Source organism: Psychrobacter sp. M13 (assembly GCF_030718935.1).
Lineage (GTDB): Bacteria > Pseudomonadota > Gammaproteobacteria > Pseudomonadales > Moraxellaceae > Psychrobacter > Psychrobacter immobilis_G.
Genome location: NZ_CP132194.1, coordinates 3,056,901 through 3,071,804 on the forward strand (window position 1 = coordinate 3,056,901; position 14,904 = coordinate 3,071,804).

Consider the following 14,904-nt stretch of genomic DNA (forward strand, 5'->3'; position numbering starts at 1 on the left):
ATATGCTGGTATAAAGTTGGTAGGTAATTGAATTGTTAGATAAAAATATCAAATGGACGTATTTCAAATAAAATCCTGCTATTGTTCAATGGCGATAACACGGTTTTGAGATGAAATTGAGCAAAAATACCCCGTATTTATGTGTGAAATCTATACAGCTCTTACAATAGAAACCTACAGATAGCTGAGACTTATATTGTTAAATTGAGGACTGAGTTTTTAACCTGTTATCTATCACTGATAACCGCTAACTATTATGGATAGAACAACAATGACCGATTTAATTATAAAAAATGCCCAACTAGCAGGACGAGAGCACTTAGTCGATATCCACGTAAAAGAGGCAGTGATCACTGACATTGCAGACTCCAGAGATAGAGCTGATGATAGCGAAACAACTGCTTCTAAAATTTATGATGCTAAAGGTCACTTTGTCTGCACAGGATTTTATGAAAGCCATATTCATCTGGACAAAGCCTGTATTCTAGATCGCTGTAGCGTCACTGAAGGTACTTTAAAAGAAGCAGTTGATGAAACGGGTAATGCAAAAGAAGATTTCACAGAAGATGACGTCTTTGAACGGGCCTCAAAAGTGGTAGAGATGGCTATCAAGAAGGGCACCGTCGGGCTGCGTAGCTTCGTTGAGACTGACGAAAAAACAGAGATGCGTAGTTTTGTAGCACTAAAGAGAGTGCAAAAAAAGTATGCCTTTGCTATTGATATAGAGCTTTGTGCCTTTGCGCAATCAGGACTAACCACTAAGCCTCTAACTCAAAAACTACTCAAACAAGCCCTAGCAGAAGGTGCTGATCTGATCGGTGGCTGTCCTTATAAAGATGATAATCCTGATGAGCACATCGAGATGATATTTGATATCGCTGAACAATTCGATGTTGATGTGGATTTTCATTTAGACTTTGACTTAGATCCTGAGGGTTCAACTATTCCAAAAGTAGCTGAGGAGACGATCAAGCGTAATTATCAAGGTCGCGTCTCTATCGGTCATGTGACTAAGCTTGCGGCAATGGATAATATGAAACGTGGCGAGATGGCAGGACTATTGAAGCAGGCAGACATCACCTTGATCGTCTTGCCAGCCACTGATATTTATATTAATGGTAGTGACTATGAGAAGCTCATTCCTAGAGGCACAGTCAACGCCAATCAATTTGCCGATCTGGGTATCAATACGACCATCTCTAGTAATAATATTTTAAATGCTTTTACGCCTTTCGGTGATGCTTCATTAATTCGTATGGCTAATATGTATGTCAATATCGCTCAGCTATCGACTGACGATGAAATGAAAGACGCTTTTGCAATGATTACTAAAAATGCAGCTAAGCTATTATCTTTTGAGACTGAAATAAAGGTAGGAGTGCCAGCAACTTTAGTCGTTATAGAAGCAAAAGATGCTATTGAGGCTATTAGAACCAACTCGCAAGCTTTAGCAGGATTTAAGAATGGCAAGCAGACCTTTTGTAATGAGGCTGCCTATATTTGCTTTGAGTAAAGTTATTTTAAAACCACTGAATGCAAAAAGCGCAGTCCTATTTTGACTGCGCTTTTTTGTGGGACTATGTTTTTACCATAACACTCTATCGTATCAGTCCTTACATAGCTCTAACTCTAGACAAGTATTATGAAGTTGCTTGAGCACCACTTCATAGCAAATTCCGACCACATTGATTCTATACTTACCACTTTTTGCGCCACGAGTCCGTATGACGATCTCTCGTGATACGCAGTTATTGCCGCCCTCTATACAAGGTCCTACATCGCCAAAGCATATAGGTCCTACAGGTATGACTTGTACCGAAGGCGTACCATCAGGCATCAGGGGTACAGGCGAGCCGTCAGCCATAGTGACGTAAAGGTATGAGATACGCACATTGCTAAAAGTAATGTTTGAGTAGCAATTACAGATTGAGATCATCGCAACTTCAACATCGTCCGTCTCAAAACAGGCGCAGTCGCTATCGCCCCATGCTATAGATACGCAAGGCTCGAAATTAGGTAATCGAACTTGTTTGCATTTGCCTCCATCAGGTCCAATGCAAGAACAAGATTGATCTTTTCCATTACAGTGCTCTAGGGTATTTAACTTTTGCTCTTTGAGGTAATTTAAATAGTTATTTATAGAGTTGCCGATAAGACCACAAAAATCAAACCGCATATCTTTCATTTCACTTAGCTTTTTATCTTCATAGATTTCTTGGATACTCGTAATTTGTTTTTGTTCCTGTTCAGCAGCGATGGCCTTTTTATCCTCATTTTTAATCTTGGCATCTCTCATAATATTCTCCTAGTTAATAAATTTTTTCTACAACTTCCCTGTCCTAGTGAACTCATTAGGCCACGCTTTTAGGTGATCAATCGATAAATAATTTATTAAAAATAACTACTTACTGTTTAAGCTACAGCTTTATATTCAAAAAATCGAATATAATGTACATGCTTTACTAATTATCTATCAATAAAAAGACCTTTATCACTTATATGAAATGATAAAGGTCATCTATTTTGAGGTAAATATTATTTGTATCAATAAAAGTACTTTTCAGAAACAGTGAAGTATTTTAAAGTTTATCACTAATAGGTTTTGCCATTCTAACCCCACCCCAAGTCACTAAAGCCACACCCAGCGCAATCAAAGAAGCTCCTAATATCAGCCCTTCTGGTGGTGCCTCTCCTTGCAAAAATACCGCAACAGGGACGCCAACGACGGCACCAATTGCACCAAGTAAGCTAAGCAATACTGGTCCGCCTGTCTTTTGTAATAAGAATAGTAATAAGAACTGCGCGGCAAATATACAAGCCTGTACTGTGATTAGTATTACGGGTTGAGCTTGGTTAAATGGAATAGTCAGTGAGAAACTTGGTAGCAAAGTGACTGCTGCTAACATTAAAGCGGCGGCAATCAGCATTCCAGGGGCTAAGGCGATAGCAGAAGCGTCAGCAGGCCAGCGCAGTGAGCGATATATATTACCTATAGCGAGCAGTACAGGCCCACAAAGTGCTAGCACTATCCAAAACAGACTAGCATCAGGCGCTGCAAATTTACGAGCGGCTAACACCCCAGCGCCCGCTAAGGCTGCGGCTACCCCAAGAGCGCGCCATTTATCAAAGCGCTCAATACTGAGTAATAAAGCGCCCAAATAGGTTAATAAAGGAGGTAGCGCAATAATCAGCGCGACAAAACCCGCCCCGACATGAGGAATCGCTGAGAAAAAAATCAGATTAGAGCCTGCAACACTAACTAATGCAGCGATGACATAATATTCTAGATTTCGGCTATTTAAGGGTAGAGTATCTCGTTGTATCAAAGCAACAATCTGCAAAATTAGCGCCGCCCCTGCTATTGACCAAAATAAATAACCCAATGGCGTCAAACCAATTTCAATAGCGAATTTGGCAAGATTAGTAGATATTCCTAAAAACACACCACCGACTAATAGACAAGCGAACGGAATCAGCCAAGTATTTTTACGATTAGATATCTTATGTTGCATAGCTGCGCTCACCTGTCTTAATGATTAAAAAGGCCAAAACTTAGGTTAAGTTTTGGCCTTTTCCATAGGGTAAATAGTTATACGGTAAACACTTACTGTTTTGCCGCTTCGATTTGAATTTTTAATTTGACCATTTCGGTAATACCAAGCAAAGTATATTTGCTGATATCCCATTTTCGGCGGTCAATAGTGGTGGTAAAATCACCACCACAGACTTGGCTTTTGGCAATAAAGCTAAAGTAACAGTTAAACTTAGTAGCACTTAGAGTGACAGGATGAGTGCTACCGTGCATGGTCAAATTACCATCGACTTTTACCACATCGCCAACTCCCACACCATTAGCATTAGTATCTACAAAGTGCCAGTTAGTGGATTCAAAAGAAATCAGCGGATATTTGTCAGCATCAAAAAAGTCAGGACTAATAAGCACATTATCAAAAGCTTTATTGCCCGTGTTTAAGCTATTTACTGGAATGACAACTGAGATATTACCTATTTTAGCATCAGGGTCATATTGCAGTTGACCTGTTATATTGTAAAAACCACCCGTATTGGTTGAAGTATTGAAATGATCAATTTCAAAGCGCGCATTGCTATTATCAGGCACAATTAGATAAGTGGTAGCGTGTGTACTACCGATCAATCCTGCTAATAGTGCTATGCTGAGCAATGGCTTCTTATAATGCGCGGCGACGTTCGATAAAAAATGACTCATGACAACACTCCTTTGTAGTATTAATTTCTGTAGCGTTAATTAGTGTTATCAACAGATGGACTATCAGTCGCTTGCTTTTTACTTTTATCCTGCGGCATTAGCAACTTAGTAAAAAATCCTGACACATCATCCATCAAGGTATAAACCACAGGAATAACCACTAGACTAAGCAACGTTGACGTTACTAAACCACCTAATACCGCTGCCGCCATCGGACGACGGAAAGTCGGATCAGCGTCACCCCAACCGAACACTAGTGGCAACATACCAGCGCCCATAGCAATTGTGGTCATAATAATCGGCCGCGCACGCTTGCGACAAGCATCAATAATAGCGTCGAGACGTGCAAGCCCACGATTTTGCGCGATGATAGCGTAGTCAACGAGCAGAATTGAGTTTTTGGTCGCGATACCCATTAGCATAATAAAGCCAATCATCGATGGCATCGATAGGCTGCTGCCCGTGATAACTAGACCTGCAAGCGCACCACCAATCGATAGTGGTAGCGCCATCAAAATAGTAAAAGGCTGCAATAATTTGCCAAAAAGTAAAATAAGCACCCCTAAAATACAAACAATACCAACCGACATCGCGATAATGAAGCCACTAAATAGATCAGCCATGTTCTCAGCTTGACCTTGTTCAACGATACTGATTGTTGATGGTAAATTCTGCATCGTAGGAGTCTGTTTGACCGCTTCTACTAACTCACCAAGCTCACCATCCGCAGGTTGCACCGTGACACTAATAGCTCGTTCACGATCTAGGCGTTTGATCTGCGCAGGCCCTGTACCAAAATCTAAATCAGCGACTTCACCGAGACGCACGCCTTCGCTTGTCGGACGACTATTGAGCACGTATAAGCCTTCTAGCTGCGTAACGTTTTGTTTGGCGACATCAGGTAGACGCACCACGATAGGTATCTGACGCGTATCGAGATTGAGCTTGGAGAGACGCTGCTCATAATCGCCAACTGTCGCTATGCGTAGCGTTGAGGCGATATCTTGCGTCGTCACGCCTTTGTCAGCCATGGCTAATCGATCGGGAATGACCGTCAGCTCCGGTCTAGGTAAGCTTCGATCGCTAGTGACCGCTCCTGCGGCTGGTAGCGCACGCACCTCGGTCATAATTTTCTGAGCGGTTTGCTCCAAAATCTCTGGACTACTACTGGTTAAAGAGAAGTTATAGCCACTACCGCCGCCACTGCCTATACCAACGGTAAAGCGCGCACCAGGCACCTCTTCCATCAAAGCACTGATTTCACGTTCTATCGATTTTTTGAAAGCGCGTTCATCTCTCGCTACGAGCACGATATCTAGATTGGCAATGTTTTTGGCTTTGCTACCGCCGCTAGAGCCTGCCTCCATAGTGGCTTGTGCCTCTCCAACAGAGGTAAAAATGTTGCTAACCTCAGGCATTGCCAAGATACGGCTACTAGCCATTTCAGCGACGCGCTCAGTATCAGCCAGCTCAGCATCAGGCGTCAGCTCTATCGATACGCGCGTCTGATTGCCATTGTCATCTGGAATAAACGCCGTCGGCAATAGTCCTGCTAAGCTTAGTGAACCGACAAATAACAGCAGCGTTGTGCCCATGGTTATCCAGCGATGACTCAGTGTCCACGAAACCACTTTAAGATAGCCTGTCATGACTCTACTTTGCTTTTCGACTCGATGCTTTTCAGGCCGCAATATATAAGCCGCCATCATCGGCGTTATCAGACGTGCGACTAGCAAAGACATCACGATTGAGATAGCAGCCGTCCAACCAAATTGACGGAAGAACTGACCGACAACACCGCCCATAAAGGCCGTTGGTAAAAATACTGCGACCAGCGTAAAGGTCGTAGCCACTACTGCTAAGCCAATCTCATCAGCCGCTTCCATCGCCGCTTCATAAGGTGTTTTGCCCATTCGTAAATGGCGAATAATGTTTTCAACCTCAACGATAGCGTCATCAACTAATACGCCAACGACTAACGATAAAGCTAGTAGAGTAATAATATTAAGGCTAAAGTCGAATAAGTACATCCCTAAAAAGGTAGGAATAATGGACAGTGGTAACGCAACGGCAGTGACGATGGTTGCACGAATATTACGCAGGAATAAAAAGACCACGATGACGGCTAAGATACCTCCTTCGATCAGCATAGTGAGCGACGCTTTATAATCCTCTGCTACTGGTACGGCGCGGTCATAGACCTTTTCTATAGTAATACTACTCATCTCACTACTGAGTTTGGCAAGCTCGGCATCGACCCGTTCTGCTACTTCAACTTCACCATTACCACGCGAGCGTACAATGTTGAAGGCCACTACGGTTTGCTCATTTAACTTAGCCACTGAACTACGATCAGCCGGAGCATCGGTGATGGTTGCCATACGTCCTAGCGCTTGTGTCCCGCCTATCGGTACGGCAATCTGTAAATTGTTCAACTCGTTAGCGCGCTCAACTGCACCCAATACTCTGATAGTTTGCGTCGCATTACCGACTTCAGCCTCCCCGCCCGCACCATCTTGCTGAATACCTGCTATCTGCTGCGATAGCTGCACGATAGAGAGCTGTAATCCACTGAGCACGATAGGGTCTGCTGCAATTCTAATCTCACGCTGCAACCCACCGATACGATTAACCGAACCAACGCCAGGTATATCCGATAGACGCTTGGTAATCGTATCATCGACGAACCACGACAAATCCTCAACGCTCATATTGTCCGCAGCAACTGAATAGGTCACTACTGGAAACCCTGAGGTCGAGACTTTAGTAATAATCGGATCATTGGCAGCAGCTGGTAGATCGCCACGAATCTCATCGACTGCGGAGCGGATATCATCGAGCGCTTCTTGAATATCTTTTTCTAACACGAATTCAGAAACAATCGTTACCGCGCCTGTTTGTACGGTGGTACGAATATGATCGATACCATTGATACTGGTTAACTTGTTTTCAATCTTTTTGGCGACGTCGTTTTCTAGTTGTACGGGATCAGCACCAGGTAAGGTTACGGTCACTACTACAGACGGGAAATCAATATCAGGAAATTCCTGCACTTTCATCTTCCCAAAACCGTATATTCCACCCATGGTTAAGAGCACGAATAAAAGAATAGCGACTAGCGGATTTCGAATCGAATAAGCCGACGCATTCATACTCATGAGGATGCCTGCGCTGATTTCTGTACTGATTTTCGTACTGAGGCCGTTGAGTTTGTTGCTTGAGCTACGGCGCTAGCATTAGTGTTGGTTTCGCTATTAGTACTACTCTCGACCACACGTACAAGATCGCCTTCATTTAAGAAGCTACCACCTTGCTTTACTAAGCGACTATCTGCTGGTAACGGCTCTGCAATCGCAACATTTTCACCGAAGCGCGCGCCTAGCTGCACACGCTCACGTTTGACGCGCCCGACGGTTTTGTCATTAGTGGTTTTGATATCAGTCACTAGCATCACATAGTCGTAACCATCATTACTGATAATCGCACTATTAGGCACCATTTGCATACTGACGCTACCTAATAAGAACTCGCCCGTTTGATACATGCCAGCTCGAGCATTACTACTACTAGCGAGACTGGCATAAATAGTAATTTGACGATTGTCACTGGCGGTTGGTGCGATACGGCGCACCTCTCCCATTACTGACTGTCCTTGCGATAGGCTCACTTTGACGGGCGTACCTACTTTTACCTCACCAATGAGCTTGGGATCGATGTCCGCTTGCCATTCTAAGGTGCCATTTTTGATAATAGTAAATAATGGCTCACCGCCTGCTACTTGCCCAACTTCGATTAGCTTTTCACTGATAATACCGCTGACAGGCGCAGTCACTGTGGCATTAGATAAGCTTAAACGCTGGCTACTGAGCCGTGCTCTAGCCGATTGCAAGGCCGCTCGCGCTCGTAGCTCTGAGGTACGATAACGATCTGCTTCTTGACGGCTGATCGCATCAATGTCTATAAGAGGTAGCACTCTTGCAGCATCTGCTTTGGCATTAGCAAGGGTGGCTTGTGCTTCTGCTTCGTCGGCCTCTGCTTGCAGAATTTGCTGCTGTACCGCATCAGTATCAAAGATGGCGAGCACTTGACCTGCCTTAACCCGCTGACCCTCTTCAACTAAGACTTGCTCAATCGCCACACCACTCACTTTGGCACTGATATTGGCAGTGTCTTTCGCGCTAATCGTCCCGTCAGCGCTCAAAGTATTGCCGATATTATCTTGGCTTGGCATCACAGTTTCGACTGATAGTACTGTTTGCTCTGTATCAATAACCTCACCATTTTTATCATTAGTCTGTACATTAGTAGCGACTTCTTGCGCATCAGTATCAGCACTATTAGCGCCCCAGTATTTGCCTAGAAGCACTCCGCCAATAAGCACAGCGATTAGTACTGGAATTAACCAGACTGGTAGCTTAGTCGCAGGCGAGCTTGAGTCTGCTTGACGATATGGCGGCAGCTGAGTCTCAGATACTGGCACTGACTTAAGCATCGGCTCGGACTCGACTAGGGGTTGCGGCGTAGGCTTATCACTAGAATCTGGAAGGTCACTCATAATCAATCTCTATATCTGTCTGATAACTAAAGGTAGGCATTCGAACAAGGCTAATCACTGAATCAAAGGCAATAAAAAACTGATAGATAACAACAACTAGCAATTATACTTTATTTAATGGGCTATTGTGAAAGTTGCTGAGACTTGCAGAGTCACTAGGATAATACGGTATAGTAGTACGGTCTGTTAGACATCTACAAATAAGGATCATTAATGCATTTTTCTAAACTATTAATTATCAGCACATTGGCTATTAGCGGCTATGTACAGGCCAGTAGTTCTGAAATCGAATACTGCGTGCATCCAGAATTTCAATCGGGCCCTTATACCTATTTGGGTTGTCTGCAAGATGATATGGCTATTGTTGGATACGTTCCTTATTACGGTGCCGTTGATACGGATGGGATGGAGATTATTCCGCCAAAGTACGACCTGATTTACCCTTTTTCAGAAGGAGTTGCAGTCGTTATGGATTTTGCTAGCAAGAAGAACGCTTATATTAATAAGCAAGGAGACTTTGTTACCGACTTTATATTTGATAATGCGCGTGAATTCTCTGAAGGGTTAGGGGCGGTCAATCAAAACCCACCAAACGGTATCTTTAATCCTGATGCAGGCGGTTGGGGATTTATTGATGCTAAAGGTGAGGTGCAGATTCCGCTGCAATATCAGAATGTAGCCTATGAGGGCTTTAAGCAGGGCTATGCAGCCGTTGAGCAAAAAGGCAAATGGGGCATGATCGATAAGAGCAATAACATTCATGTGCCTTTTATTTACGACTCTTTGAGCAATTACAATAGCGATAGAGCCTCTGCTGAACTCAATGGTAAGGATGGTTATATTGATCTACAAGGCAAGCCTGTCATTCCATTCATTTATGATAATGCTGCTAGATTTCAAGATGGCGTAGCCTTTGTTCGAAAGGCGTATAAGTATGCGCTAATTGATACCTCAGGTAAGCTGCTCACGCCTTTTATCTATGACAACGCTGATCCGTTTTTTGAAGGCGTAGCGGCGGTGATGATTGTCGACAAATATGGCTATATACTACCCTCAGGGCAGCGGCTAACCGAGATAGAATATGACAAGGTTTATCCTTCTAAAGAAGGATTAATGGCAGTCAAAAAAAACGATAAATGGGGCTACGTAGACCATAGTGGTGCGCTGGTGATTCCTTATCAATTCGATGACTCTCGATATTTTTATAGTGGGGTGGCGGAGGTCAGCGTCGATGGCGAAAAATTCTATATTGATCAAATGGGTCAAAGGCTTACTCTTCCATAACATAAGGCTTATTTACGATATAAAAATAGCAAGCTGGCAAGTTTATACCAGTCGCGCTAATAAAGACCACGCTCTTCAAACTTATCAACCAGCTTTAAGGATTGGCTGATCGCTTTGGCGCTACACCAGCTAATGATATCACCTGGCAGGCGAATAGCTTTGCGATTGACGATCCAAAAGTCAGTTAGATCACTACTTTGCTCACTGAGCAATTGCGCAATGAGCTTGCCATTAAGATGCGTGAGCGACACACCATGACCGATGCAGCCACAAGTGTAAATTATTTTTTTAGAATTCAAAAACCCAATTTCTGGGGTCATATCAATGTTAACAGAGGTCGGTCCGCCCCACCTGTAGGCGATTTTTACCTCACTGAGTTGCGGATAAAGCCATTTCAGATGGTTTTCGCAGTGCTGCCATGCTTTTGGATTAATATCTTTATCCATATTGCTGCCATAAGCCACATCGACCATGCCCCCACCCATGGTAATACGTCCATCGACGGTCGGTCGAAAATAATGTACCAACTGTCTGTTGTCCTCGAATGCTTGTTTGTTTTGCCAGCCGATAGACTGCCATTGCTCCACCGTTAGCGGCTCTGTGACTATTTGATAAGTCCAGACTGGCAGCTGATGCTTTTTAAGGTTGACGCTTTTGAGATTAACACTAGGTAAGTTACGCGTATAACCGTTGGTACAGATCACCAGCTTTTCGCTAGTGATACTACCTTTTGGCGTGGTTACTTTAATAGTTTTGGATTCTTGAATGTCTATTGCAGGAGTAGATTCATAAATGACAACCCCTAGCTGCAAACAGATTCTTTTAAGCTCTCGAACTTGTTTACAAGGATTTAACAGTCCCGTTTCGGACTCATAAGTTGCGCCAAGGAATTTAGCCGTTTTAAACTCTGCCGCTAGGCTATCTTTAGAGCACCAAGACATATCGCTGTCGATGCCAAGCTTTTGAAATAGTGCATAAGTGTTATCCAGCCTCTTTAGTTGCCTATCACTGTAGGCAACACGAAACATGCCCGTGTGCCTGTAATCTGCTTGAAAATTATGCTCCTCGTTAAGCTTGCGTACATGAGCGACCGCTTTGCTCATATAATGATGCGCCTCAACCGTTTTTTGCTCACCCCAGCGCCATACCGTTACCTCAGGCTCTAATCCAAACAGCTTCATACTAAAACCGCCATTACGCCCACTAGCCCCATAGCCAATAATAGCCGCTTCAATGACGACAACGGTGGCGTTCGGATTAACTTTTTTGAATTCGTAAGCGGTGCTAAGGCCACTAAAGCCACCACCGATGATACAAACATCAGCTGTAATATGGCTATCAAGGGCTTTATTAGGATGATAAAAACCATAATCTCGTAACCAAAAAGACTTCTCCTCATACATCGCTTGACTATCCGTTAGCATGACTCTTCTCCTTTTCTTAAATATAGACATGTATAGTCATAATAACAATAAAAAGTGTGAGGACTGCTGTTAGATGATTTAAATTAACTAAAATCTATCTGAAGAAATATTTACATATTGGCTTCAGTTTACCCTTGAGTTATCTTGGCAATATGCTACTATCTATATATGCCTTATTAAAACCATTATTTAATCATGGCTTTATTATCACTGAATAAAACCCTTTGATCTTACGCTACTTTGAATTTTCGATTTTTTTGAATGAAGATATATCCTAATATTTAAATCATAAAACAAGGAATCAATCATGGCTAATAAAGAGAAAGTAAAAGCAGTAAAAAAGGACATTAAAGAAACCAAGCAAGAAATCAAGACTCAGCAGCAACGTCTTAAAGATCTTAAAAAGGATCTGAAGAAAGCAAAGAAAGAGAAACCTGAGAAAAAATCTAAGAGTAAGAAAAAAGAGAAGTAAAGTATTACTTTAAACGCTTTCTAGAAAGTTGATTTTTGGGTAGGGGGAAGGATAGCGTTGGCTATCCTTTTTTTATTTAAAGTATAGGGCGTGTTGAACATTCGATCGTGGCACTGACAGTGACTATTTTTTAGGCGCTTCGCAGATAAAAATGGTAAGACGAGTTTTCTAAGCGTCTATTTTTAGCAATGAAGCGGCAAAAAAGAGTTCTGTCCTTGCAGGTTGATGCTAAAATCGCTCTATTCGTTGTAACCGTCTAACTAAAAACAGCTAACCAAGGCATCTGCATTACCTGCGACTTTCACTTTCACTTTCACTTTCACTTAGACTAGAACACGGCTTTGATAAACTAGTAGCTATCAGCAGTGCTCATTTATGAATGTTCAACACGCCCTAGATAATAGTTAAGAATTATACGTAAGCTAATCGCTAAACTTTTCTTTAAGCATTAGTATAGCGACTGGCCTCAGGCATCCAGCGGTGGATCAATTGACTGACGTCAGCTTTGCGAGTGCTGTCTGCAATCAAGTGCTTGGCGAGACGCTGCGCAATAGCGAATAGCTGCTCATCACGGATTAGATCCGCTAGATAATAGCCAATATTACCGGTTTGTCGTTTACCTAATAACTCTCCAGGTCCGCGCAGCTCTAAGTCTTTTTGGGCGATTACAAAACCGTCGGTACTATCGCGTAGCACATTCAAGCGCTCAGTACCTGTCTCAGAGAGTGGCTTTTGATACAGCAGCACGCAATAGCTCTTAGCCCGCCCACGTCCTACGCGCCCGCGCAATTGATGCAGTTGCGAAAGTCCTAAACGCTCAGCATTTTCAATGACCATCAAGGAAGCATTGGGCACATCGACTCCGACCTCGATGACCGTCGTGGCAATCAATAAATCCAGCTCACCAGCTTTGAACTGCTGCATAATCGCTTGCTTATCGACCGACTTCATCTTGCCGTGCACCAGACCAATGCGAATGTCTAAGCGCTCATTAAGATCCTCGAAAGTTGCCTCAGCCGCTTGCGCGTCCAACACGCTAGACTCCTCAACTAACGAGCATACCCAATAAGCTTGTCTGCCCTCTTCGCAGTTAATAGCAATACGCTCAATCACATCGTTACGGCGGTTACGATCGATAGTGACGGTAGTAATAGGCGTCCGTCCTGGTGGTAGCTCATCAATGATAGAAGTATCCATATCGCCATAGACGCTCATCGCCAGCGTCCGTGGTATTGGGGTTGCGGTCATGATCAGCTGATGTGGCGTACTGCCAGCGACGCCTTTATTAGTCAACGCCATCCGCTGCTCAACCCCAAAGCGATGCTGCTCATCGATAATCACTAAACCCAACTTGGCAAATTGCACCGTATCTTGAAAGAGCGCGTGAGTACCAACGACGATTTGCACCGTATTATCTACGACCGCTGCAAGTGATTCACGGCGCTGCTTAGCCGTTTGTTTACCTGCCAGCCAACCCACGCCAATACCCAATGGCTCGAACCACTGCTTAAAGTTCAATAAATGCTGCTCGGCTAATATCTCAGTCGGTGCCATGACTGCCACTTGCCAGCCACTATCAAGCGCGTAGCCTGCTGCTCCTGCTGCTACCAAAGTCTTACCTGAACCAACATCGCCTTGTATTAGCCTGAGCATCGGAATAGAGGTTGCCATATCAGCGGTAATATCTTTTATGACTCTTTGCTGAGCGCCTGTCAGCTCAAACGGCAAGGCTGCAAACAACTGATCTGACAATGGGCTCTTATTAGCACATTTCGGCGCTTTAAACTTATGCAGTTGCTGACGCCGATACAATAGGCTGAGCTGATGCGCGGTTAGCTCTTCAATGATTAAGCGCTGGCAAGCGGCATGGCTGCGGGCCGTAAGCTGGGTTAACAGCTTATATTGCTGGTTGGCGTCAGTATAAGTTGGCGGAGTATGGAGGAGTACTAACGCTTCAAATATAGTCAGATTATAGACATTATTATTGATAGCGCTATTGATAGCATTAGGCGCTAGACTACTGGTATTACTATGGTTATATATAGTAGGGCTAGCTTTGCTAACACTGTTATTGGCACTGTCGTTGAAGCTATTGTCAGGAACTCGACGCGCCAAGGTCGAAAAGATATCTTCTGCATCCTCCTCAACTACGACAGGTTTTGTAGGCTCAAAAGGCGCTAATGGCAAGTCAGCGACTACCGCAAAATCCTCTCGTGTAAACAAGGTCATCGGCAGACCTTGAGAGCGCACGGTTTGTAGCGCCAATTTAATTAACGTCCGTAGTTTATTCTGATGTAAGCCCTTTACAGTCGGATAAATCGGCTGTAATCCAATATCAGTGAAGGCCGTATTGCCTGTGATGATTTGATATTCAGGATGATGTATCTGTTTACCATAACGGCTGACTTTGACTTCTCCGAATAGCTGCAACTCAGTGCCCAGACTCATAGTTTGCTCAAGGCCGCGATAGACTTTAAAGAATCGCAATCCCACTGTACCCGTACCGTCATCTATTATCACGGTCATGCCACTGCGCTTATTATCGACATGTACGACGCGTCCTTGAATGAGAGCCGTCTGCCCATGCGCAACATCATTTATAGAGACCAGCCGACTACGATCCTCGTAGCCACGCGGCAGATGCAACAGCAGATCAAATATACGGACGATACCTAACTGCGTCAGCTGATCGGCGACCTTTGGCCCAACCCCAGGCAGCGCTGAGACTGACATGTCTAGCGCTGAAGATTCACTATCCACGGGAGTGTTTATCGTCTGTATAGCAGGTGTTGGCATCGAAAGTCCTAGTCATATAACTTTTAGAATTAGATTAGCATATCGACAGAGTTTTGCAGAATGAATAAATGACCTTTTATATAAATAATGGGTTTTAACTAGGGCGTGTTGAAATTCAAACAGATATCACTAATGTCGTGTAGGC

At 43.7% G+C, this 14,904-nt stretch carries 10 protein-coding genes; 3 read left to right on the forward strand and 7 right to left on the reverse strand.

All coding sequences use genetic code 11. The features are described 5' to 3' along the window. Positions 1-271 precede the first annotated feature (271 nt). Positions 272-1,513, forward strand: a complete 1,242-nt coding sequence (locus Q9G97_RS12920; RefSeq protein WP_305899137.1) for an amidohydrolase family protein — start codon at positions 272-274, stop codon at positions 1,511-1,513. Between the two features lie 93 nt (positions 1,514-1,606). Here Q9G97_RS12920 and Q9G97_RS12925 read toward each other — a convergent pair whose 3' ends face one another. The 5 genes from Q9G97_RS12925 to Q9G97_RS12945 form a co-directional block, all read right to left on the reverse strand. Further along, the gene (locus Q9G97_RS12925; protein WP_305899138.1) at positions 1,607-2,296 is read right to left on the reverse strand and encodes a hypothetical protein; all 690 of its coding nucleotides are present in this window, start codon (positions 2,294-2,296) and stop codon (positions 1,607-1,609) included. A gap of 283 nt (positions 2,297-2,579) precedes the next feature. Beyond that, positions 2,580-3,512: a DMT family transporter gene (locus tag Q9G97_RS12930; RefSeq protein ID WP_305899139.1), complete on the reverse strand. Its 933-nt coding sequence runs from the start codon at positions 3,510-3,512 to the stop codon at positions 2,580-2,582. Between the two features lie 92 nt (positions 3,513-3,604). Continuing rightward, on the reverse strand, positions 3,605-4,228 hold the full coding sequence (locus Q9G97_RS12935; RefSeq protein WP_305899140.1) for a YceI family protein: 624 nt from the start codon (positions 4,226-4,228) through the stop codon (positions 3,605-3,607). Positions 4,229-4,263: 35 nt separating this feature from the next. After that, positions 4,264-7,386, reverse strand: a complete 3,123-nt coding sequence (locus Q9G97_RS12940; protein ID WP_305899141.1) for an efflux RND transporter permease subunit — start codon at positions 7,384-7,386, stop codon at positions 4,264-4,266. After that, positions 7,383-8,783, reverse strand: coding sequence for an efflux RND transporter periplasmic adaptor subunit (locus tag Q9G97_RS12945; protein ID WP_305899142.1), 1,401 nt, complete (start codon positions 8,781-8,783; stop codon positions 7,383-7,385). Before Q9G97_RS12945 ends, Q9G97_RS12940 begins: the two co-directional genes overlap by 4 nt. 213 nt (positions 8,784-8,996) lie before the next feature. On the opposite strand from Q9G97_RS12945, the gene Q9G97_RS12950 reads away from it, so the two are divergent. Further along, positions 8,997-10,067, forward strand: coding sequence for a WG repeat-containing protein (locus Q9G97_RS12950; protein ID WP_201570573.1), 1,071 nt, complete (start codon positions 8,997-8,999; stop codon positions 10,065-10,067). A 56-nt stretch (positions 10,068-10,123) separates the two neighbouring features. Here Q9G97_RS12950 and Q9G97_RS12955 read toward each other — a convergent pair whose 3' ends face one another. Next, entirely contained in the window at positions 10,124-11,491 is a 1,368-nt protein-coding gene (locus Q9G97_RS12955) for an FAD-binding oxidoreductase (RefSeq protein WP_305899143.1), read from the reverse strand. Between the two features lie 307 nt (positions 11,492-11,798). Here Q9G97_RS12955 and Q9G97_RS12960 point away from each other — a divergent pair, with 307 nt between their 5' ends. Next, positions 11,799-11,963 carry a hypothetical protein gene (locus Q9G97_RS12960; protein WP_201570575.1) on the forward strand — a complete coding sequence of 55 codons (165 nt, stop codon included), beginning with the start codon at positions 11,799-11,801 and terminating at the stop codon, positions 11,961-11,963. 441 nt (positions 11,964-12,404) lie between these two features. Here Q9G97_RS12960 and recG read toward each other — a convergent pair whose 3' ends face one another. Continuing rightward, on the reverse strand, positions 12,405-14,759 hold the full coding sequence (gene recG, locus Q9G97_RS12965) for an ATP-dependent DNA helicase RecG (protein WP_305899144.1): 2,355 nt from the start codon (positions 14,757-14,759) through the stop codon (positions 12,405-12,407). Positions 14,760-14,904: the final 145 nt, after the last annotated feature.

What these genes read in the sequence shown, in the direction of transcription:
- Q9G97_RS12945 (WP_305899142.1), bottom strand. Translation starts at nt 8,783, where the DNA reads ATGAGTGACCTTCCAGATTCTAGTGATAAGCCTACGCCGCAACCCCTA.
- Q9G97_RS12935 (WP_305899140.1), bottom strand. Translation starts at nt 4,228, where the DNA reads ATGAGTCATTTTTTATCGAACGTCGCCGCGCATTATAAGAAGCCATTG.
- recG (WP_305899144.1), bottom strand. Translation starts at nt 14,759, where the DNA reads ATGCCAACACCTGCTATACAGACGATAAACACTCCCGTGGATAGTGAA.
- Q9G97_RS12925 (WP_305899138.1), bottom strand. Translation starts at nt 2,296, where the DNA reads ATGAGAGATGCCAAGATTAAAAATGAGGATAAAAAGGCCATCGCTGCT.
- Q9G97_RS12960 (WP_201570575.1), top strand. Translation starts at nt 11,799, where the DNA reads ATGGCTAATAAAGAGAAAGTAAAAGCAGTAAAAAAGGACATTAAAGAA.
- Q9G97_RS12920 (WP_305899137.1), top strand. Translation starts at nt 272, where the DNA reads ATGACCGATTTAATTATAAAAAATGCCCAACTAGCAGGACGAGAGCAC.
- Q9G97_RS12955 (WP_305899143.1), bottom strand. Translation starts at nt 11,491, where the DNA reads ATGCTAACGGATAGTCAAGCGATGTATGAGGAGAAGTCTTTTTGGTTA.
- Q9G97_RS12950 (WP_201570573.1), top strand. Translation starts at nt 8,997, where the DNA reads ATGCATTTTTCTAAACTATTAATTATCAGCACATTGGCTATTAGCGGC.
- Q9G97_RS12940 (WP_305899141.1), bottom strand. Translation starts at nt 7,386, where the DNA reads ATGAGTATGAATGCGTCGGCTTATTCGATTCGAAATCCGCTAGTCGCT.
- Q9G97_RS12930 (WP_305899139.1), bottom strand. Translation starts at nt 3,512, where the DNA reads ATGCAACATAAGATATCTAATCGTAAAAATACTTGGCTGATTCCGTTC.